This is a genomic window from Pseudoalteromonas sp. 120-MNA-CIBAN-0494 (assembly GCF_040308885.1).
Classification (GTDB): Bacteria; Pseudomonadota; Gammaproteobacteria; order Enterobacterales; family Alteromonadaceae; genus Pseudoalteromonas; species Pseudoalteromonas nigrifaciens.
Window position 1 is genome coordinate 136458 of the sequence record NZ_JBEOOE010000003.1, and the last position, 22250, is coordinate 158707.

At 40.0% G+C, this 22250-nt stretch carries 21 protein-coding genes; 11 read left to right on the top strand and 10 right to left on the bottom strand.

Annotated features, from left to right (window positions below):
- Positions 1–166 precede the first annotated feature (166 nt).
- Entirely contained in the window at positions 167–1564 is a 1398-nt protein-coding gene (asnS, locus tag AAEY55_RS03855; protein ID WP_011328294.1) for an asparagine--tRNA ligase, read from the bottom strand.
- A 304-nt stretch (positions 1565–1868) separates the two neighbouring features.
- Between asnS and AAEY55_RS03860 the strand changes: the two genes are divergently transcribed.
- The gene (locus tag AAEY55_RS03860; protein WP_058373461.1) at positions 1869–2303 is read left to right on the top strand and encodes an ATP-binding protein; all 435 of its coding nucleotides are present in this window, start codon (positions 1869–1871) and stop codon (positions 2301–2303) included.
- A gap of 55 nt (positions 2304–2358) precedes the next feature.
- Here AAEY55_RS03860 and AAEY55_RS03865 read toward each other — a convergent pair whose 3' ends face one another.
- The 5 genes from AAEY55_RS03865 to bioA all read right to left on the bottom strand — a co-directional run bounded on the left by AAEY55_RS03865 (position 2359) and on the right by bioA (position 8202).
- Positions 2359–3378: an ABC transporter ATP-binding protein gene (locus AAEY55_RS03865; RefSeq protein ID WP_339683153.1), complete on the bottom strand. Its 1020-nt coding sequence runs from the start codon at positions 3376–3378 to the stop codon at positions 2359–2361.
- Between the two features lie 14 nt (positions 3379–3392).
- Positions 3393–4892: an iron ABC transporter permease gene (locus tag AAEY55_RS03870; protein ID WP_011328291.1), complete on the bottom strand. Its 1500-nt coding sequence runs from the start codon at positions 4890–4892 to the stop codon at positions 3393–3395.
- Positions 4892–5932: an extracellular solute-binding protein gene (locus AAEY55_RS03875; RefSeq protein WP_339683158.1), complete on the bottom strand. Its 1041-nt coding sequence runs from the start codon at positions 5930–5932 to the stop codon at positions 4892–4894. Before AAEY55_RS03875 ends, AAEY55_RS03870 begins: the two co-directional genes overlap by 1 nt.
- On the bottom strand, positions 5933–6745 hold the full coding sequence (locus AAEY55_RS03880; RefSeq protein ID WP_182683482.1) for a hypothetical protein: 813 nt from the start codon (positions 6743–6745) through the stop codon (positions 5933–5935).
- Between the two features lie 155 nt (positions 6746–6900).
- Positions 6901–8202, bottom strand: a complete 1302-nt coding sequence (gene bioA, locus AAEY55_RS03885) for an adenosylmethionine--8-amino-7-oxononanoate transaminase (protein ID WP_339683163.1) — start codon at positions 8200–8202, stop codon at positions 6901–6903.
- Positions 8203–8301: 99 nt separating this feature from the next.
- On the opposite strand from bioA, the gene bioB reads away from it, so the two are divergent.
- The 7 genes from bioB to AAEY55_RS03920 all read left to right on the top strand — a co-directional run bounded on the left by bioB (position 8302) and on the right by AAEY55_RS03920 (position 14465).
- The gene (gene bioB, locus AAEY55_RS03890; RefSeq protein ID WP_339683166.1) at positions 8302–9342 is read left to right on the top strand and encodes a biotin synthase BioB; all 1041 of its coding nucleotides are present in this window, start codon (positions 8302–8304) and stop codon (positions 9340–9342) included.
- A gap of 53 nt (positions 9343–9395) precedes the next feature.
- Positions 9396–10547, top strand: coding sequence for an 8-amino-7-oxononanoate synthase (locus AAEY55_RS03895; RefSeq protein WP_339683169.1), 1152 nt, complete (start codon positions 9396–9398; stop codon positions 10545–10547).
- The gene (locus tag AAEY55_RS03900) at positions 10544–11440 is read left to right on the top strand and encodes a methyltransferase domain-containing protein (protein ID WP_197107973.1); all 897 of its coding nucleotides are present in this window, start codon (positions 10544–10546) and stop codon (positions 11438–11440) included. The genes AAEY55_RS03895 and AAEY55_RS03900 overlap by 4 nt, the downstream gene beginning before the upstream one ends.
- Positions 11441–11476: 36 nt before the next feature.
- The gene (bioD, locus tag AAEY55_RS03905; RefSeq protein ID WP_306288009.1) at positions 11477–12160 is read left to right on the top strand and encodes a dethiobiotin synthase; all 684 of its coding nucleotides are present in this window, start codon (positions 11477–11479) and stop codon (positions 12158–12160) included.
- 154 nt (positions 12161–12314) lie between these two features.
- Positions 12315–13184: a protease HtpX gene (gene htpX / locus AAEY55_RS03910; RefSeq protein WP_089368331.1), complete on the top strand. Its 870-nt coding sequence runs from the start codon at positions 12315–12317 to the stop codon at positions 13182–13184.
- Between the two features lie 116 nt (positions 13185–13300).
- Complete coding sequence (locus AAEY55_RS03915) at positions 13301–13753, top strand: DUF302 domain-containing protein (protein WP_339683176.1); 453 nt, start codon at positions 13301–13303, stop codon at positions 13751–13753.
- 49 nt (positions 13754–13802) lie between these two features.
- Complete coding sequence (locus AAEY55_RS03920; protein ID WP_339683179.1) at positions 13803–14465, top strand: NAD(P)H-dependent oxidoreductase; 663 nt, start codon at positions 13803–13805, stop codon at positions 14463–14465.
- An 82-nt stretch (positions 14466–14547) separates the two neighbouring features.
- On the opposite strand, the gene gloA is transcribed toward AAEY55_RS03920, so the two are convergent.
- The gene (gene gloA / locus AAEY55_RS03925) at positions 14548–15075 is read right to left on the bottom strand and encodes a lactoylglutathione lyase (RefSeq protein ID WP_086993386.1); all 528 of its coding nucleotides are present in this window, start codon (positions 15073–15075) and stop codon (positions 14548–14550) included.
- Between the two features lie 285 nt (positions 15076–15360).
- On the opposite strand from gloA, the gene AAEY55_RS03930 reads away from it, so the two are divergent.
- Both AAEY55_RS03930 and AAEY55_RS03935 read left to right on the top strand, forming a co-directional pair.
- Complete coding sequence (locus AAEY55_RS03930) at positions 15361–15972, top strand: excalibur calcium-binding domain-containing protein (protein WP_350550121.1); 612 nt, start codon at positions 15361–15363, stop codon at positions 15970–15972.
- 258 nt (positions 15973–16230) lie between these two features.
- Positions 16231–17925 (top strand): AIPR family protein, encoded by a 1695-nt coding sequence (locus AAEY55_RS03935; protein ID WP_339683186.1) that lies wholly within the window; start codon positions 16231–16233, stop codon positions 17923–17925.
- Between the two features lie 304 nt (positions 17926–18229).
- Here the strand turns inward: AAEY55_RS03935 and AAEY55_RS03940 are convergent, their stop codons facing one another.
- Positions 18230–18946 carry a metal-dependent hydrolase gene (locus tag AAEY55_RS03940; protein ID WP_011328272.1) on the bottom strand — a complete coding sequence of 239 codons (717 nt, stop codon included), beginning with the start codon at positions 18944–18946 and terminating at the stop codon, positions 18230–18232.
- A 210-nt stretch (positions 18947–19156) separates the two neighbouring features.
- Here AAEY55_RS03940 and AAEY55_RS03945 point away from each other — a divergent pair, with 210 nt between their 5' ends.
- Positions 19157–19699: a hypothetical protein gene (locus AAEY55_RS03945; RefSeq protein WP_011328271.1), complete on the top strand. Its 543-nt coding sequence runs from the start codon at positions 19157–19159 to the stop codon at positions 19697–19699.
- 28 nt (positions 19700–19727) lie between these two features.
- On the opposite strand, the gene AAEY55_RS03950 is transcribed toward AAEY55_RS03945, so the two are convergent.
- Together AAEY55_RS03950 and AAEY55_RS03955 are read right to left on the bottom strand one after the other, a co-directional pair.
- Complete coding sequence (locus AAEY55_RS03950) at positions 19728–21329, bottom strand: MASE1 domain-containing protein (RefSeq protein ID WP_011328270.1); 1602 nt, start codon at positions 21327–21329, stop codon at positions 19728–19730.
- The gene (locus AAEY55_RS03955) at positions 21316–21945 is read right to left on the bottom strand and encodes a response regulator transcription factor (RefSeq protein WP_089368324.1); all 630 of its coding nucleotides are present in this window, start codon (positions 21943–21945) and stop codon (positions 21316–21318) included. The genes AAEY55_RS03950 and AAEY55_RS03955 overlap by 14 nt, the downstream gene beginning before the upstream one ends.
- Positions 21946–22250 lie beyond the last annotated feature (305 nt).

Below are 22250 nucleotides of genomic sequence, written 5' to 3' on the forward strand. Positions count from 1 at the left end.
ACTTATTCACTTAACCTGACTGGCCTATTGCAAGAAAATTCAACGCAGTTAGCGCTGAAAAATAGCTGCTTGAGATAAGTTTATTATCCGGAGCTCAGGTTACTTAGGCATAAAAAAACCAGCCATCGGCTGGTTTTTACTATGGTACACAGTAAGCGTTAACGTATTAGTACGTTGCGCTGCCTTTAGTACGAGGGAAGGCGATAACGTCACGTACGTTGCCCATACCAGTAACATAAGCAACTAAACGCTCAAAACCTAAGCCAAAGCCTGAGTGCGGCACAGTACCGTATTTACGTAAATCGCGGTACCAGCTGTAGTCGTCTTTGTTTAAGCCCATTTCGTCTAAACGAGCATCGAGAATATCTAGGCGCTCTTCACGTTGTGAGCCACCAATGATCTCACCAATACCTGGCGCTACTATGTCCATTGCGGCAACGGTTTTACCGTCTTCGTTTTGGCGCATGTAAAACGCTTTAATATCGCGTGGGTAGTTTTTAATAACAACCGGTGCTTTAAAGTGTTCTTCTGCTAAGTAACGCTCGTGTTCAGACTGTAAATCTACGCCCCATTCAACAGCGTACTCAAACTTTTTACCACAGGCTTTTAATATTTCTACCGCTTCGGTGTAATCAACTTGTGCAAAGTCTTTTTCTACAAATTCTTCAAGGCGAGTAATGGCTGTTTTTTCTACACGTTGTGCAAAAAATTCCATGTCATCGCGGCGCTCTTCTAGTACGGCTTTAAACACATACTTCAACATCTGCTCTGCTAGTTTTGCAATATCTTCTAAATCAGCAAATGCTAATTCAGGTTCTACCATCCAAAACTCGGCAAGGTGGCGCGAAGTATTTGAGTTTTCTGCGCGGAAGGTTGGGCCAAACGTATAAATTTTTGACATTGCCGACGCGTAAGTTTCACCATTTAACTGGCCAGATACAGTAAGAAATGCTTCTTTACCAAAAAAATCTTCGCTGTAATCTACTTCGCCTTTATCGGTAAGCGGTAAGTTTTGCATATCAAGCGTTGATACGCGGAACATTTCACCTGCGCCTTCACAGTCACTTGCTGTGATAATAGGGGTGCTTATCCATAAAAAACCTTGCTCATGGTAAAAGCGATGAATAGCTTGAGCTAAACAGTTACGTACACGGGTTACGGCACCAATCATGTTAGTACGAGGGCGAAGGTGAGCGTGCTCACGTAAGTACTCAATACTATGACGCTTTGCAGCCATAGGGTACGAATCTGGGTTTTCTACCCAACCTAATACAGTAACCGAGTTAGCTTGAATCTCATAAGACTGACCTTGGCCAGCAGATTGCACTAAAACACCGGTAACCGACACAGAACAACCGGCTGTTAGGCTAGTGACTTCATCATAATTATTAAGTGAATTAGGAACTACCGCTTGAATAGGATCAAAACACGAACCGTCATGAACGGCTAAAAATGAAATTCCTGCTTTTGAATCGCGGCGAGTACGGATCCAGCCTTTTACTGTAACTTGGCTGTCTACCGATACCTTGCCTTTTAATAGCTCTGAAATCGCTAAATGGCTCATCTTCACTCCAATGATATAAGTTGCCTAACTATATAATTTAACTACGCACCACACGCTGGCAAAATTGCTCTTAAACGGCGCTGCACTTGAACCCTGTATCTTACCTAGTAAAGTAAGATAAAAAAACTATTGTGGGCAACTCTTTAAAAATTTTTATAAATGCGCTTTATTTTTATACAGTTTTAAGGCCTAAATGTGAGTATTGTTATTTGTTGCTCTTATGTTTACCCATTTTGTGGCATTATGAACATTCAGATATTTTTATATTAATCGTTTTACCATTACATACTAAAAAATGGATGCTATGAAACAAGTTTTTATTTTACGAGGACTACCAGGAAGCGGTAAGTCTTATTATGCGCAAAATCTTGCTGACGAACTCGCCGGTGCAGACGAAAGCCAATATGTTATTTGCTCAACCGATGATTATTTTATTAATGATCTAGGTGAATACCAATTTGATAAGTTTAAATTGCCGCAATACCATAATTTAAATTTAGCGCGCTTTATTAACGCTTTAGCACAAAATATTCCGTTGGTGATTGTAGATAACACCAATATTAAAAAGTGGGAATTTATCGCGTACACACAAGCAGCAGTCGCTTTGGGCTATCAAGTAAAAGAAGTGATTGTGGGCGAAGTAAAAGACAAATCTATGCAGCATTTATATGCCAAGCGTAACAGCCATAACATTCCACTTAAAACTATTAGTAAAATGGCCTATATGTTTGAATGGTAATTTATACAGATTAAAAAAGCCCATGTTAATGGGCTTTTTAGTGTTGCATACTTTATTATTGCGCGAGTTGTTTATAAACCGCTAACGGATGCAAGGTACTTAAAGATACATGTACAGCATCGCCAGGGCTTACCACTATTTCATGGCTAACACGGCTGGTTACTACAGTTCCGCAGGCAAGCTTTATAGCACATAAGCGGCTGCCACCTTCAAAGCGTACCCAAATAACTTCGCCATTATTCCCCACACTACTTTGCACTAGTAATACGTCATCGGGGCGCAGCAGCACATCTACATCGCCACTATCGCAATCAACACCGTGGGCAGGGGCATTACCAATACTTGTGGTTGCTTGGCCTTGGCTAAACTGGCCGCTTATAAAGCTGGCTTCCCCTAAAAAACGTGCCACAAATCGATTGTTAGGCGTACTAAAACAGCGCTCTGGTGTATCAATTTGCTGAATTTTACCGCCTTGCAGTACACCCACACGATCGCCAACCGACAGTGCTTCTTCTTGGTCGTGCGTTACCCAAATTGCAGGTACGCCCGCCGCTTTAAGGGCGTTTCGAATATCCCAGCGCAGCATGTCTTTAAGTGCGGCATCTAAGTTAGAAAGCGGCTCATCTAATAATACAAAGTCGGGCTGGTGGGCAAGGGTGCGCGCAAGTGCAACGCGTTGTTTTTGCCCGCCTGAAAGCGTTGCCGGTTTTTTATTTCTAAACTCATCAAGGCCAAGTAACTTTATCCAATGTTCGCCTGGGCTGGTGTCTTTTAACCTAAAATAAATATTTTGCTGCACGGTTAAGTGCGGAAATAAAGCAAAGTCTTGAAATACCATACCTACACTGCGTTTTTCTGGAGGCATAGTAATTTTAGGGGTTGCCCGCCATTTACCACTGTTTATTTCGCCTTCGCTTATAGGTATAAGGCCGGCTAGTGCCTGCAAAATAGTACTTTTACCACAGCCAGTAGGGCCTACAAGCATAAGAATTTCGTTATTACCTAATGATAGGTTTAAATCGCTTACTACACGGTTACTGCCATAATCTATAGACAACTGACTTACAGATAGCATTTGTTATTAAATCCTTAATGTTCGAGCTGGTTGCGTTTTTCGCCAGTGAGCATAATAGCTAACGCGCACGCAGAAATCACCACTAATAATAACCCTGGAATAGCAGCACGGCCAAAATAGCCGGCTTCGTATACACGCCACAAATAAGTAGAAAGGGTTTCAAATCCAGTAGGGCCAAGCAATAATGTGGCCTCTAGCTCGCGCATCGACTCTAGAAACACTAATGCTGCACCGGCAATAATACCGCGCATAGTTAAGGGCAGAGTTATACGCATAAATGCTTCGCGTGGGCTGGCGCCAAGTACTCGGGCCGATTTTACCAAGCTTGGATCTAAGTGCTCGGTGCTGGTACGAACTGAGCCTACAGCAAGGGGTAAAAAGCGCAGCGTATAAGCAATAATAAGCAACCCTAATGTTTGATACAAAAAGGGCAGTTGCAAGCCGCCATAAACAAGCGCTGTGCCCATTACTATGCCCGGAATACCAAAGCCAAAGTAAGTTACGCGCTCCATTACTTTACCTGCTTTACCGCTAAGAGCCGCATGAGCAACCGGAATGGCCACAATTACAGCTACTACAGCAGCAATTGCTGAGGCATATGTTGAGTTCCAAGCAATACTAAAATCAAAGCCGCTAAAACCATCCCGTGCCAGCCACAACGAAAATATAGCTAAAGGTAAGCCAATGGCTAATAACAAAATAGGCGCAAAAGTTATAAACATAGCGCTTAACTGCCACTTTTTAGGGAATAAAATAAGTGGTCTGCCTTGGCGTTCAGTGGCGGTTTTTATTTGTGATTCAATCATTAATAAAAAGCCAACAATAACCATTAATTGCAACGAGAGCATAGCCGCACGGCCCAAAGCAAAGGCGTTGTATTCCACATAAATAACTCGGGTAAAGGTATCTAAGCGCATCATTGCCGGTGTACCAAAGTCAGATAAAGTATAAAGTGCAACAAGCAAAGATCCCGCGGCAATACCATTAACTACGCGGGGTAATATTACTTTAAATACACTTTGTGTCATCGACATACCCAGTGTACGTGCAGCGTTTACCATACTGGCATCAAGGCTGAGTAAGGACGAGCGGGTGGTCATCATTACAAACGGAAATGTGTACAAGGTCATTACTATGGCTGCGCCGCTAAGGCCGTCCATTGAGGGCGTTGGAATGCCAAGCAGGTTATTTATTTCCCCCCCAGGGCCAAAAGCTGCATAAAGTGTAAACGCCCCTATATAACTAGGTATAGCTAAGGGAGCTGCAAATATAACCAGCCATAATTTTTTAAATGGCAAATGTACATAAGCGCTAATAAACGCCAGTGGCACGCCAATTAAAATAGAACCCAATACAGTTAACGCCATTAACGATAAGGTATTAGCTAAAATGTCGAGGTTATGGCTGTCAAATACTGAGCTTGTGTCGCTGGCAAGGGTAATTAACACATAAATAGGGGTAAGCGTAATGAGCGCTGCAAGCAGCGCCATTGGGTAGGATGCTGGTAGTCGCATTACAGTACGCCGCTACTGCGCATTAAATCGATAGTGGGGCGTAAATCGGCGAGCTGAGTTAAATCAATTTTAGGCGGCGAAATACTCGATAAAGACGGTATGCCCTGTGGCACACTAATGCCATTAACAAGTGGGATTTCGTAAGCTTCACTGGCTAAATAGCTTTGCACTTCGGTGCTTAGTAAATAACGCATAAAATTAGTTGCTAACGGATCGTCACTTAAAGCTAACACCCCTGAGGCATTGACCAAACAGCCCGCATCGTTTTGGGTAAAAGCTAAATCTAACTTAGCATCGGGCTTACCCGACTTTAACCTAAGTGTGTAATAGTGATTTGCAAAACCAATATCAACTTCACCGCGCTCAACGCCCATAACTACACCTAATTCACCGGCATAGGTTTTAGAGCGCTTTTTAATTTTTTTAAGCCACTTAGCGGTTTTGTTATCACCTTCTAAAATTCGCATTGCAGTTACAAACGACTGGAACGATGCATAAGCAGGGGCCCAACCAATACTTAAATCGCTGTCGGCAATTTCCATAATGCTGGTGGGAATTTGCTCTTTAGTTAAACGCGACGTGTTGTATGGCAAGGTACGAATACGGCCGGTTACCGGCGTCCATTCTTTATATCTAAATTGCGGTTGTAACTGAGCCGATAAATCACTTGGTATTGGCTGTGCAAGGCCAGCATCGGTAACTAAACCAATTGCGCCTGAGTCAACCGCCCAAAATAAGTCAGCACGGCGAACGCCTGCTTTTGCTTCAGCTACTATGGTATTTGCTAATGCAGCAGTTGGGCCTCGGCGTATACCGAGTTTAAGGTTTGGATTTTTCTTCTCGATAGCTTGTAATACGTTTTCGTATAAGCCACCTTCACCACGCCCTAAATAAAGCGTAAGCTCACCCTCTAGTTTAGGTAAGCTATCTACAGACACAGGGTTTGCTATATTGGCCGCTAGTGCGCGAGCAAGAGGCAGTGGTAATGCACCCACAGCCCCAAGCGCAACCAGGCCTTGTATAAAGGTCCTACGCTTCACTTAAAATACATCCTTACGTGTTTTTTCGGCTTTTTCGATCAGCGTTTTAGCGCGATCTAATTTTGTTTGCATGTCGCTTATTACATTACGTACTTCGTCTACGCTTTTGTTGCTAGAAATAGCAAGTGGCAGTGTTACGTTAAAGTCTTTCTCTAACACTTCAACTAAGTTAGCGTCTTGCGCTATTAGTGTGCCTTCTACGCCTTCAAATAAGTGTAGGTAAGTGTCGTGTACAATTTCGGTGGCTTCGTCGTTTAAACGCTCAGCAAATTTTGCAACAACACGATCGAGTCGGTGCTTAATTTCGTCGATAGTGGCACTTTGGGTCATTTCTTTGGTTGCAGTTGTTGTTACATTTGCTAATAAACCCTGTTGCTGAAATTTTGCCGCTAATTTAACAGCGCCAAGGCCTTGCCATAGGGCATTGTTCATGGCTTGTTGTTGTTTACGAACTTCAGTTGCAGGCTGTTTGTTTTCGATAGCCATTTTTACACCGTAAATACCTTGCCAAATAGAAGCGTAAACAGGTACAAAATTGGTTTCTATGGCGCTGTGAAATTTAACCGATTCCCAATATTCAATAAGGTCATCTGTTTTTACCGCTTTAGCACCTTTAGTATCGTAGTCGCTTACCATAGTATCGACTTTGCCAACCATCCACTCTACTTCTTCGGCGTAACTTTTAAGATTAGCCTGAAGGTGATTAACATGCTCGCCAATAGGGCCATTAGCAAGTACCGGTTGCGTTATAAAAGCAGAGGCTAATAACAGGCTTACGCCTAACGCTTTAGCTGGTTTAAATAATAAGTTCATAAAAGAGTCCGAAAAGGTAACTGTAAATGATAGGTATTATCATATAGGTAAAGGTCACTGAGATCAATACTCTAAAGGTGAGTTAAGGGGCTGTTTGTTTATTAGGGCAAAGTGTGTACAACTTTTAACCCTAAAACTTTAATTTAGCGGTAAGTTTAAGCGTAATGCTTGCCTTTAATGGCGTTATAAATGGCATCACACAAGGTTTTTATGCTGCTATGGTCTGAAATATATGGCGGCATTAAATAAATAAGTTTACCAAAGGGGCGTATCCACACACCTTGTGCTACAAAATAAGCCTGAATTTTAGCCACATCAACATTGCCTGCTTCCGCTGTTAGCTCTACCACCCCAATAGCGCCTAAAGTGCGTACATCGGCTACGTCATCAAGCTCTTTGCACTTATTGAGTTGTTGTAGTTGGCTGTTTAGGTTGGTTATGCGCTGCTGCCAGTTTTGCTCAAGCAGTAAATCTATACTGGCACAGGCCACAGCGCAGGCAAGCGGGTTGCCCATAAAAGTAGGGCCGTGCATTAATACACCGGCTTCGCCTTCGCTTATACCTGTGGCTATTTTGTCACTGGTAAGAGTGGCCGATAGGGTCATAGCGCCGCCAGTGAGTGCTTTGCCTATACACATTATATCGGGCTGAATATTAGCATGCTCTACGGCAAATAATTTACCGGTACGGCCAAAGCCTGTGGCTATTTCGTCGCATATAAGTAACACCTTATATTGCGTGCATAACTTGCGTACGCAGGCTAAGTACTCAGGGTGATAAAAGTTCATGCCACCAGCATTTTGTACAATTGGCTCAATAATAAATGCCGCAACGCTCTGGTGGTGCGCTTTAAAATACGCTTCAAGCTCGGTTGCCTCAGCTTGGTTAAATTCACTATTAAATTGGCTTACCGGGGCTGGTACAAAAATATGCTCGGGTAAAAAGCCGCTGTACAAACTGTGCATTGAATTAACTGGATCGCATACACTCATAGCCGCAAAGGTATCGCCATGATAGCCCTTGTAGGGAGTCATTAATTTTTGTTTGTTAGAAATACCTTGGCTAAGCCAATACTGCAGCGCCATTTTTATAGCTACTTCAACACTTACCGAGCCGCTATCGGCTAAAAATACCTTAGTTAAGCTAGCAGGGGTAATGCTTACTAGCTTTTTACACAGCTCTACAGCGGGTTTATGGGTAAATCCGCCAAACATAATGTGGCTCATAGAGTTAATTTGCTCAATCATGGCGTTATTTAAAACTGGGTGGTTATAGCCATGTATAGCGCTCCACCATGAGGCCATGCCATCAATGAGTTGCTCGCCTGTTTCAAGCTCAATAATATTATGATTTGCGTGGGTAACAGGGTAAACCATTATAGGCTTGGTCATAGAGGTATAAGGGTGCCAAATATGCTGGCGATCAAAATTTAGGTCAATCGTATTCTTTTTAATCATATGTAAACTTAAGTGGGCTTGGGTTCGTTGACAATGGTACTTCAAGAAGTAGACTAAGCCAATATCACCGTTATGAAAAAATAAAGAGAGTAGAAAACTATGGAACTTGCACCTGTTCGTCACAACTGGACCCACAGTGAAGTTAAAGCAATATTTGAAATGCCATTTAACGATTTACTATTTAAAGCCGCATCGGTTCATCGTGCTAATTTCAACCCAAATGAAGTGCAAATTTCTACTTTATTATCGATTAAAACCGGTGCCTGCCCAGAAGATTGTAAATATTGCCCGCAGTCTGGGCATTACCGAACCGATTTAGAACGCGAACGCCTAATAGAGGTAGAAAAAGTAGTAGAACAAGCGCGTTTAGCCAAACAAAAAGGCGCAACTCGTTTTTGTATGGGGGCCGCGTGGTCAGATCCAAAAGACAGAGACATACCGTATATTTCGCAAATGGTTAAAGAAGTAAAAGAACTTGGCCTAGAAACCTGTATGACCCTAGGCATGCTTAATAACGAAAAAGCCCATGAACTACGCAATGCTGGGCTTGACTACTACAACCATAACCTTGACACCTCGCCTGAGTATTACGAGCAAATTATATCTACCCGAACTTTTCAAGACCGCCTAGATACCATAGGCAATGTACGCGACGCGGGTATGAAAGTATGTTCGGGCGGTATTGTAGGTATGGGCGAGCAAGCAGCCGATCGCTATGGCTTATTAATGCAACTGGCCAACTTAGATCAACAACCAGAAAGCGTACCCATTAATATGCTGGTTAAAGTTAAAGGCACACCGCTTGAAAACGTAGATGACTTAGATCATTTTGAGTTTATACGCACAATTGCAACCGCGCGCATTATGATGCCGCACAGCTATGTGCGTTTGTCGGCAGGGCGCAACGCCATGAACGAGCAAATGCAGTCAATGTGCTTTTTTGCAGGTGCTAACTCTATATTTTATGGCGACAAACTGCTTACCACCGAAAACCCAGATGCCGATGCCGATATGGCCTTAATTAAAAAGTTAGGGATGAATCCAGAAACTCGTCACGACTATTCAGATGAAGCCGTAGCCGCGTCGCTTTCATCGCAAGTGGCCGACAAAGCAACGTCTAAGTTATTTTACGAAGCATAACCATAGCCATAATAATAACTAAGCTATAACTAAGCCTAGGTAAACACAGCCAAATGTCATTTGAATTTATAAATACGCATCTGCAAGCTTGCTTGCACGATGCGCTACTGCGTAAACGCCACCAAGTACAGCATGCTACGGCGCGCAAAATTACTATTAATAACAAAACCTATCTTAATTTTGCCAGTAACGACTACTTAGGCTTTGGCGATAACGCAATTGCTTTAAATGAATTACCGGCATTAGGGAGTCACAGCTCAGCGTTAGTTACCGGTTATCAAGTTCAGCAACACGCACTAGAGCAGTATTTATGCGCACAGTTAGGTTACGAAGCCGCCATGCTGTTTAGCTCGGGCTTTAGTGCTAATAGCAGTGTAATAAAAGCGCTGTTTCAAGATAAAACGGTAGCGCAGCACAGTGCTGTTTTTCAAGATAAGCTTAATCATGCCAGCCTAATAGACGGCGCACTGCATGCTAACGCCGCTTTAATCCGTTTTAATCATAACGACATGAACCATTTACGCGCCCGCTTAGAAAAATCAACAGCGCAGCATAAGCTAATTATAAGCGAAGGTGTATTTTCGATGGATGGCGACAAAGCGCCACTTAGCGAGCTACTGGCGTTAGCCAAACAGCACAATGCTTGGCTAATGATAGACGATGCTCATGGTTTTGGCGTATTAGGTAAAACCGGGTTAGGCAGCTGCGAGGCGCTTAATACCGAGCAACTACCTGAGTTACTGGTTATTACTTTTGGCAAAGCGGTAGCCAGTAGCGGCGCGTGTGTATTAGGCAGTAAACATTTTATTGATTACATGCTGCAATTTAATCGCGATTACACTTATTCCACGGCTATGTCGCCGCTTATTGCAGGGCTTACTCTTGCACGTATTAAAGCGATTAAAACTGCAGATGATAAACGCGCTAAATTAAAGGCAAATATTAGCTACTTTAAGCAACTTGCTAAACAACATAATATTGCCGTAATGGAGTCAAGTACCGCTATTCAGCCCATTGTTTTAGGCTGCGCCGAGCACACCTTAAACGTGGCTAGTAAACTTAAAAAATACGGTGTTTGGCTTACTGCTATTCGCCCGCCAACCGTTGCTCATAACACCGCACGTTTGCGAATCACTCTCAGCGCAGCGCATACAAAGCACGACATTAACCATTTAGTTAATAGCTTAGTAGGTGCATTAGTATGATTGCTCAAACACTTTTAAATGCTGCTTCTATAACAACACAGCCATTAAATACAGAGCCAAATAGGCAGCCGTTAAATATACAATCATTATCAGCAGGGCCTATATTATTACCAAGCTGTAGCCTTAAAAAGGGGGCGCAGAGTAAGTTTTCAAAAGCAGCCAGCAGTTATAACCACCATGCTAATGTGCAAAAACAAGCCGCAGATGATTTATTTAAACTTATAAAAGCGAATGCAAATAGCAGTAATAAAGCCAAACTGTGTATCGACTTAGGCGCAGGGCCATTAGTTAATACACATACTTTGCAAACATTATTTGGCAGCGTTATTGCCATGGATCTTAGTTTAAACATGCTACAAAGCAGCGCACTAAATACGCCACGGCTATGCGCCGATATGGATAATCTTCCGCTGCAAGCCAATAGTATTGATATTATTTACAGTAACTTTGCAGTGCAATGGTCGGCCGATTTTGCTCAATTATTAAAATCGCTTTATACTGCGCTCAAACCAGGCGGGCAAGCCTATATTAGCTGCGTTATTGAAGGCTCGCTTAACGAGATAAAAACCGCATTTAGCGCACTTGATAACAACAGCCATATAAATACCTTTAATAGCGAACAGTATATAAACCAATCAGTCCAAAAATCTGGGTTTACTATTAATACAATACAAAAAGCCTTGTATAGCGATGAGTTTACATCGCCATTAAATGCCATTCGCTCTATTAAGGCCATAGGTGCTACAGCGCAAAATCACAGTAATACGCGCAGAGGCTTGTTAACTAAGCACGCTTTGCAGCAGGTATGCAGCGCATATCCGCTTAAAAATAATAAAGCGCACGTGTCGTATCACGTTATGCTATTAGCACTTTGCAAAAAAACAGTTAAATAAAAACCGCTAAATAAAACAGCAAAGGTAAATAACGCCATGAAAGAATTTTTTATTACCGGCACCGACACCGACGCCGGAAAAACCCACGTTACCAGTTTATTACTAAAGCTACTTGCGCAACATAAAAAGCAAGCAATTGGTTTTAAACCGCTCGCGTCTGGCTGCGAAATGGCGTTTGATCAGCTAGTAAATGCCGATGCACTAATATTAATGGAAAGCGCAACGGTAAGTGCCAAGTACGATGTAATTAATCCGTTTGCCTTTGCACCTGCTATTGCCCCGCACATAGCCGCCGAGCAAGCAGGGGTTACTATTACTGCAGATAAGCTAAGCAGCGCGTATAAAAACGTAAAACAGCAAGGTGCCGATTATATACTTACCGAAGGTGCTGGTGGCTGGGCGCTGCCTATAAGCAACACAGATTATTTATACAATTGGGTTAAAGCAGAGCAACTGCCGGTAATATTGGTAGTAGGTATAAAGTTAGGCTGCTTAAATCATGCACTCCTTACGACTGCACATATGCAAAGTATGGGTATAAATTGCATTGGCTGGATTGCAAATCAGGTTGATCCAAACATGGATGAGTACCAAGCTAATCTTGATTCACTTAAATTACGTTTACCCTTTCCTATACTGGCAATAAGCCCATACAGTGAGCAAACCCCTAAATTACAAATATATAAAACACTGCTAGAAAATTTCGCACTAAACACATAAAAAACACTTGTTTTACGACATAGTTTGTCACAGAATAGCACTGACGTTGTGACATACTGTGTCATAACGCAGTGATTGCTTTTAATCAATTTAGTGCCAAACGCACTAAACATATTAATAGTACCGCAATCGATATTATTTTTTGAGGACAAGTATGAAACGTGTTTTTTTATTTTTACTAACAAACCTCGCAGTTATGTTGGTATTAGGTGTAGTGCTTTCAATAGTGATGAGTGTATTTGGACTAAGCAACCGTAGCTTAGGCGGTATGCTAATGATTGCCACTGTGTTTGGTTTTGGTGGCTCGTTTATTTCGTTATTTATGTCGAAATGGATGGCTAAAAAATCAACCGGCGCACATGTTATTACCCAACCACGTAACGAAACCGAACATTGGCTAGTAACTACGGTTGCAGCACAAGCGCAAAAAGCCGGCATTAAAATGCCAGAAGTGGCCATTTACGACAGCCCAGAAATGAACGCATTTGCCACCGGCCCAAGTAAAAACAACTCACTAGTGGCAGTAAGCACAGGTTTATTACACAGTATGAGCCAAGATCAAGCCGAAGCCGTACTTGCCCACGAAGTATCGCATATTGCTAATGGCGACATGGTAACGCTTACACTTATACAAGGCGTGGTAAACACCTTTGTTATATTTGCCGCTAAAGTGCTAGCAGGCATAGTAGATAACTTTATAAACAGTAACAACGATGAACAAGAGGGCGGCAACAGCTGGACCTACTTCCTGTTCGATATGTTGTTTCAAGTAATTTTTGGCATTTTAGCCAGCGTTATAGTGGCTTATTACAGCCGCCAACGTGAGTTTGCTGCCGACAGCGGCGCTGCCAAACTAGTAGGCGCAGACAAAATGCGTTCAGCCCTTGAGCGATTAAAGCAAAATCATCCTTCGCAACTAGAAGGCTCAATGATGGCGTTTGGTATTGCCAGTGGTAAAGGTATGGCTGAGTTGTTTTCGTCGCACCCACCGCTTGACGCCCGCATAGACGCACTGCGTAAATAATGTTTTAGCGCAAAGTTATTGCATATATACTAAGCCAGCTTAACCGCTGGCTTTTTTGTGACTAAATTACATGCTAAGTTGGTTGCTCATATGTTTAACCAAACCAGAGTTTATACATGAAACTATTAAGCACCACTTTTGTATTTGCGTTACTTTTTGTGTTTTTTCCGGCTAAAGCAACAAACGGCCTAATAACACTACAAAGCCAGCAAAGCGCCAAAGCCACTATGAATAAGTTTGAGCTACTGGCTAAAAATAAAGGACTGACAATTTTTGCACGTATTGATCACGCCGCAGGGGCTAAAAAAGTAGGGCAGCAGCTTGGCTATACCGAAGTTATTATATTTGGTAATCCACAAGGCGGTACTCCTTTAATGCAGTGCGCGCAAACAATGGGGATTGATTTACCGCTTAAAGGACTTGTTTGGCAAGACGCCGATGCAAAAGTATGGTTGAGCTACAACGATCCGAGCTATTTAACTAAGCGCCATGGTGCAGCGCAATGCGCTGTTGCTACAAAGCTTGCCAATGTACTTGCAGAGCTTGCTGCAAAGGCTATACAGCCCTGAGCTTAATTACCAACCCTAAAAAAGTAATTTAAACAACGAGGGAATATACATGAAGTTTTTAGTATTTTTAGGCACAGTACGCAATAGCACACCCCCTAAACCAGCAAGGCTTGGTGAGCGCGTAGCCCAAGCATGTATAGCGTGTTTGCAAAGCCAATTTAGTACACACGAAATAGAGCTAATCGACGCGCTAGATTACCCGCTCGAACCGGTATTTAAGCCACACTTTGCTTACCCCAAAAGTAAAGCTCCCGAGCAGCTAAATACCCTAGCTGATAAAATTGCCGCAGCCGATGGCTACATTATGGTCAGCCCAGAGTACAACCATTCTATGAGCCCAGCACTGGCCAACTTATTAAACCATTTTGGCAGCTCACTGTTTTCGTACAAGCCCAGCGCTATTGTTACTTACTCTGCTGGGCAATGGGGTGGTATGCGCGCCGCAATGGGTATGCGTAACTTTTTAAGTGAATTAGGCTGTTTACCCGTATCAGCAATGATCCATGTACCAAAAGCGCAAGAGGTAATGACTGAAAATGGCTCGTTCAATGATCAAAGTGAACAAGACACTTGGTTTAATTACTTCTCACGTACATTTACCCAATTAGCCTGGTGGGCAGAGGCTGCTCAACAGCAAAAACTAACTCAAAATCCAACTGAAGTGTTAAGCAGCTTTACTAAAGATCCCTCACAGCGAAACGCTCCTAAATAAACTAAGTTTAATTAATAACGCCTTCAAACAATAAAGCCAGCTTAGCTGCTGGCTTTATAATTTAAAACATACGACCTAGCTATTACTGAGACATAATAATTTCGGTAATGCCCTCGGCCGAGAGTATTTCAATCCAATAACCGTCGGGGTCTTTAATAAACGCCAAACCTTTCATCGAGCCATCGTCTGGTTTTTTTACAAACTCTACATCGTATTTTGCAAAGCGTTCGCACGCGGCGTATACATCGGGTACGCTAATACCAATATGGCCAAAGCCTTTAGGCTCTTCGTTACCACTTACATAGCCTGCAAAGCTATCGTCGTTTTCTGTGCCCCAATTATGGGTAAGCTCAATTAGTGCAGGGCGGCGAAACACCCATTCAGCTTTGGTTTTATCATCGCCCGCAGGCAGTTGTTGCTCGTAACCTAAAAAGTACAGGGTAAACTTCATACCAGGAAAGTCATATTTGCCCAACAACTTCATACCTAATACGTTTTCATAAAATGCTAATGACGGTTTTGGGTCTTTAATTCGCAGCATAGTTTGCTGCATTACATAACCTTCGGTCGCTTTAGTAACTTGCTCTGGAGATTCGTTATAGCTAGACATAAGATGATCCTTACTAAAAAATTTAAAGCACAACAGACTTATTAAGTATTTCTAGCGCCATCATAATCAACAGCACCGCAAATTAAAACCACCCTATGTAATTCATTCGTTATTCAATCACTATTCAATAATTAGTTAATTAAAATACCGCCAAGCAATGGCTATAAAGTAGTTTAATTTTAAAATTACTTAAAATAAGTTTACCGACCACTTTTAGAAACGTATAGTTTGCATAAGTAACACATAAAAAATAACTAATAAAAAGTATAAAAATCAGGAACACCAATGAACAAAGGATTGTTAACGTCGTGGAACGACAACCGAGGCTATGGTTTTATTAAATCTAGCAGTGTTGCACACGACACCTTTATACACATATCTTCGCTTAAACACATGAACCGCAAACCCAAAGTAGGCGACACTATCTATTTTGAGGTAGCTACTAATCCCAATGGTAAAAGCAAAGCCGTAAACTGCCGCATTGAAGGCGTAATTGAAAGCAAAGTAGAAACCAAACTAGCAAAAACAGCTGCTTTTAATAAACCCTTTAAAATGAGTAAAGCAAAAAAGAAGTCGAGCACTTTAGCTAACCTTGTTGCGCTGGTAATTATATTAAGCATAGGTTTTAGCGCATACAATAGGTACTTCGCAAACACTCATGCAGGCAATAAAAACAACACCCCCGTTATTACCAATGCCGACTTAACCACCTTTGATGAGAAATACCCAAAGGCAGTTATTCCTAAAAACACTCAAAATTTTAGCTGCGATGGCAGGCAACACTGCAGCCAAATGACCTCACGAGCCGAAGCTGTATTCTTTATAAAAAACTGCCCGAATACAAAAATGGATGGCGATAACGACGGGATACCTTGTGAAAATGATTCAAGGTTTTAAAGAGGTGATAATTGCAGATGCGTTTTTATAAAAAATAAATTTAATTTGATACTGTATATAAATACAGTTCTGTAGGTTTTGTCCCATAACATTATTAAAAGTCGTTTTGGGATTAAATTATAAAGGTTACAAAATAGAAATTGTAACTTCTTGTTTATAAATGAATTATATGTTTTTGTCGAACAACGTAACGTATAAATACTAAGACGTTATAACTTTACGAGTCCATATTGCTCATCGTTAATTATAGGAAAGGAAATGTCCAAAAATAATCAAATCTTACTTGATGCAATAATTAAACAAGAAATGGAAGATTTAGAAGAAAATATACCATTGAGTGATTTCTTCGAATTTTACTCCGCGCTTCAGGTATTAAAAGAGAATGAATTAAGTTATGACGAAATAAATACCGGTATCGCAGGTAAAAGTCATGACGGTGGTGCCGATTCGCTTTATTTATTTGTAAATGGTGAACTGGTTAAAGAAGATGATGACTTAGCGGATAAGTATAAAAAGAATGTAGATATTGAATTTGTATTAATTCAATCAAAATATGAAAATAAATTTTCAGAAGATCCACTATTGAAGTTATCAAGGTTATGCCGAAGTCTCTTTGATTTAGACTTTAATCCTGAAGACTATATTGGCCAATATAACGAGCACGTGTTATCTGCGTTTGAATTATTTAAAAAAACTTATGTGGGGCTAATTACAAAAAAACCAAGATTGAAAATTAGTGTTTATTATGTTTCAAAAGGTATTGATATTCACCCTAATGTATATAAGCAGGCAGCATCCTTAGAAAACGACATCATTGATAAATTACCTGCTTCAGAAGCAAAAGTTCATTTTCTCGGAGCCGAAAAACTAGTCAAAATGACACAAGAAAGACCAAATGATGTGTTTCGTTTGAAAATATCTGAAACTCCATTATCAACATCAGGACAAGTATTTATAGCACTTACAAATTTAGTTGATTATTACAACTTTATTACAGATGAAAATGGTAAATTAATTCGGCATATTTTTGAGTCTAATGTTCGTGACTATCAGGGCAAAACAAACGTAAATAATGAAATCCAAGATACACTAGAAAACCCTGGTGACGAAGAGTTTTGGTGGCTAAATAATGGTGTAACTATTTTAGCAAGTGAAGTTGCTGCACCAGGGGGGAAAGAACTAGTTGTACACAACCCAGAAATTGTAAATGGATTACAAACATCTTCTGAAATACACCGTTTTTATAATAATAACAAAGATAAGATAGAAGGTGAAAATCGAGATGTTCTTGTCAGAATAATTGTTGCAGAAAGTGAAGAAACACGTGATCGAATTATTCGTGCAACAAATAGTCAAACTCCAATTCCAAAATCTTCTTTGAGAGCAACAGATCAAGTACATCGTCAAATAGAAGATTTTCTTAAGCCGAGAGGTCTTTATTATGATCGAAGAAAGAACTTTTATAAAAATGAAGGGAAGAAGCCTAAAGAAATAATTAGTGTCCCTTTCATGTCTCAGTGTTTAATTTCAGTACTAATGCAAAAACCAAACTTTGCAAGAGCTAGACCATCAACTTTATTAGAAGATGATGAGTCTTATTCTAAATTGTTCCATAAAAATAATGATTTACAGACTTATTACTTAGTTGCACTTCTAGGACGAAAAATTGAGGAGCAGTTAAAAAAAGATAAAGCATATACTACTATTGAAATAGCGGATATTAAGTTCTACATCCTATATACAGTAAGTTGTTTAATGACCAACAGCCTTTATCCCGGTAGTAATCAAATCGCTCAATTAAAGCAAGAAGATTTAACGGATGATATGTTTAATTATGCTTTAGCTACAACTTATGATCTATATCGTGAGTATGGTGGCACAAATAAGGTTGCAAAAGGTGCAAAATTAATTGAAGAGCTGAAAGATAAAATCAGAGCAGATAAAAAGTTATAATAAATAGTTTAAACAAAATAAAAGAAAAGGACAGGCATAAAAAATCAACAGTGCTGTGAATTAAATCCTGGTATTTTCTAAGCCATTTTCCTAAGTGGATTAGACTATGGATGATTATATACCAGGCTAAGTGCTAATAAACTCATTTTAACTAGGAAGTTAGGGAAATAAAATGAGTTTAATTGAAACAAACACAAAGAAGAAAATTATAATGACACCCACGCTAATCACTTTGAAAAACTAGGGTGGGTGTCAATGTTATTCACTTGATTTCGCTATGCGTATTATTATGCGTATAGAGGGCTTAAAATCTAATTTTTAAAGATTGAAATCTAAAGTGAGACCAATCACTTAACGCTGTGATAGTTTGTTTTGTAGGGGGAGCGACATAGATTAAACCTGCAATGGCAATAATTGACGACAATGTAATTAATTTATTATCGAAGTCAGCTATTTTTAGAGCGGTCCCGAAAGAGCGTTTAATTGTGACATTACTTAAATCTACACTGTAAATTTCATCCAGCAATAAATGAATTAATCCTCCGAGTAAAATAAACCCACCCGTTAACCAGGCAAAGGTGGCTGCTTGTGGGGTTGATTGATCATTCAGTTCCCATGTTACTTGAGTTGTTAATAGCGCGCATAGCAGTATAAATAGTAAAGAGTGGCAACTGCCTCTATGTACTGTGATCCATTCAAAAAGTGGTCTAATAATATATTTCATAAATCCGTAAACTAATAAGGGCACTACAATTAACTCGATAAAACTAATTTTAATAATTAGCTCAGTGGTTATGTAATGCAGTACCAGTAATACAGCGCTGAGTGCAAATAAGTTAAAAATAGTGTCGAGTGATGTGGAGTTATCTGAATCTATATCTGGTAATAAACCGCCGATTGAGCCTAAAAACCATAACCAGAGCGCGCCCTTTAAATCAATATGTTCTGCAGATAATAAGGTGGCTGAGGCTAAGCCTGTGATGATTAGCGCAGTATTAAGATGAGTATTGAAGTTTGCCATTGTGTCTCTTGATGGGGAAATAGGAGGGCATTCTAACAATTATGTTCTTTAAGACAAATAAAGGGACAGGCATAAAATAATTAACAGTGCCGTAAATTAATCCACTTGTATTTTCTAAGCCATTTTCCTAGATGGATTAGGAATATGGATGATTTTATACCAGGCTATTTGCTAATAAACTCAATTTAACTAGGACGTTAGGGAAGTAAAATGAGTTTAATTGAAGCAAGCACAAAGGAATTTGGCAATATTACGGTGTTTTTACATAGCCTAGGCTCATTTTGCTATCGTATTGAGTGGTATAGCAAAATGACAGGTGCCTCAATTAGTTTAGCGCGTATTAAAAAGGGTAAATATATAGTCATTCGAAAATGGGCAGCTATACGGGGTTTAACTGATGTGTCTACAGAGTTTGATAGAGCTAATCAAGCATTTATCCATTTATTAAATAATGTTGACGTGGTTAAAGGTAAAGACGATTTGATAGTTGCAGCTAAGCAGCACTGCGTAAACTTATTTGCAAAGTCGGAAGGGTTAAAACCAATTAGCAAACCTAGTTTGCCAAAGCCACGATTACAAGGCGCTATAGGCAAGCAAGTGGTGGTAAAGTCAAGGCTTGGCAACAGCCAAATAGCACAAGGTATGCTACTGCAGCTAATAGGTAACCAAGCTGAAATACAAGTTAATCCCGAACATATAGAAGCAGGCCAATTAAGGCAAAAGTTTTATACTAAACAAGTTTTTATTTGCTAAGCAATTTACAAATTAAGCAATGTGCTAACTAATCAAAGTAAAAAGGAAGCTTTACCTTAATGGTAAAGCCATTTTTTACACACACTTCAAAAGTTCCGCCCAATGCCATTGCGCGCTCTTCAATAAAAGCTAAACCATAATTACCCGAGTTGTTAGCAGGTGTTGCTAAACTGCCATTATCACTAATGGTTAGTGTAATAAAATTATTATCGGTTACGAGTTCTATATGCATTTTGCTGGCATTACTATGCTTAACACAGTTAGTTACAGCTTCTTGGCATATTCGATAAATAGCTATTTCATGATCTTTTGACAGGGCTTTATGAATTTTAAAGTCGGCCTGAAAATTAATTTTTGCCTTATGCAGTAAACTTTTTAGTCGCCCGGCTGTTATTGCCTTATTTAAGCCAAGTTCGTCTAATTCGCGTGGGCGAAGGTAATGCATTAATTGGTATACCGAATCGTACATGGTATTGGCATTCGTTTTTAAGCTTTTAACAAACGACTGAGTATCTTTATTACTCATGTGAGACAAAATAGATAAGTCAGTTTTTAAAGCAGTGAGATTTTGACCCAACTCGTCGTGTAACTCTTGAGAAAGATGTTTTCGCTCATTTTCTTGTACGCTAACCATTTTAGCCGCAAGGTGTGTGTTTTTAGTTAACTGCTTTCTGAGTTCTAGGTTCGTTTTATATAACTCATTATTTTTACGTTTTAGTTCAGTAATTGCAGCGCCTAAAACCATACTGGTAATTGCATTTGCTAAAATGAATAACTGGCTTATATAAGTGTTTTCAGGGGCATGAGTAAAGCTTGCCTCGAGTATAATTAAGCTATTAATTAACGTGGCACTGGTTACAGCGCCCAAAGAGCCAAACCTATACGAAAACCAAATAATGGGTAATAACGAGGCGAGCCTTAGTAGCGGGTAGGTGTCGGGGCGTAGTGCATATACAAAAATTACAATTAATAAAAGGCACAATAAAGCAGCCCCTAAATGCATCATTTTTAGTAATAGCGATTTATTTAATTTATGCCTCACGCTAAAAATTAGCATCATTAGCGGAGTGACTAATAGTGTGCCGGTAATATCCCCAAGGCACATATTTAACTGGTACTGTAATAATTCTGTAGCAACCAGTATATTGGTAAATTCAAACGCACTAGCAAATACAAACCATTTAATAGATGTACTAGCAACAGCCAGTAATATTAACGAAAGTATACCTTGGCTATCGTTAATACTGGGCGGCCAACGGCTGTTTTTTAAAATATAAATAAGCGCAACAAAGCAAAGCTCCTGCCAAAAACCATGAAATAAATTAAAATCCCATTGTGCAAGAGCTAAAACTTCATTATTAAAAGCACCCACAAAGGCAGCGAGAAGACGAGATGTTACCCATAAAGTTAGCCAATACTTTGTAGGTAAAAGTAAAAAGAAGGCAATTTTAATGCCCGCAGGAATAAAAATTGCGCTGCTTTCGGGGACTGTTTCTAGATTTTTGCTGAGCCAAAAAGTTGCAGCAAATATAACAAAATAAACAAGCCCAACAAGTAACTGCTTGGTTACTTGTTTAAAAGCTGTAGTAATAAAAAAACTAAACGAGGGGGATAGGCTAAGTAAGCTCATCTAGTTGTATTACTCCTACATCTATTGCAATTTTTAACAGCTCGAATGAAGTTGTAACGTTAAGCTTAGTGTATATATTTGCCTTATGGACATGAGCAGTTTTAGGCATTATTCCTAATGCTTGTGCTACTTGCTTGGCATTAAGCCCCTTAGAAAATAATGGTAAGGCCTCTATTTCTCGATTTGTTAGTAGCGTAAGTGCGCTACTTTCTGTGGTTAGGGCAAAGTTTACGTCTTCGCTTATATAGCGCTTACCCAAAGCTACAGACTTAACCGCATCTATTAATTCTTCAGAAGCCGAGCGTTTTGACACATAACCTAACGCGCCAAGTCGCAAAGCGTTACTCACATAGGGTTCGTGGTCATGCATGGAGGCAACAATGGTTTTAATGTTAGGAAAATGCTCAAAAAGGTAAGATAAAAAAGTAAGCCCGGTTTCTTTACCGTTAAGCGATATATCCACTATAAATATATCGGGTTGTTCTAGTTCAACCGCAAGCTTTGCTTCATTTACGCTGCAAGCTTCTATTATTACTTTCCAATCTGGCTGTAATTCGAGTAGCTTTTTAAAGCTATCTCTTACTAGTTGATGATCTTCTATGATACCAATGTGCATTTATATCTCCCTTTAAAATTATTATACATGGTAATAGGTAAGTATTGGCTAGGAAAAAATCTTAGAAAGGGTAATTAGGTAGAAAAATAAAGGAAGGAAATAAAGGGACAGGCATAAAATAATTTACAGTGCCTAAATTTTTGAATACTTCACGATCTTACTAAAAATAAGCTGTGGAATTTAATGTCAGCTAGCTTAATCTCTAGAAGATTTATTTTGGGCTGGTGGTTATTTGAAAGTCTATGCTTGCTCTTAGATGGATAAGTCTATTTATAAGCTCCTTGTTTGTAAAGTTATTTCAGGAC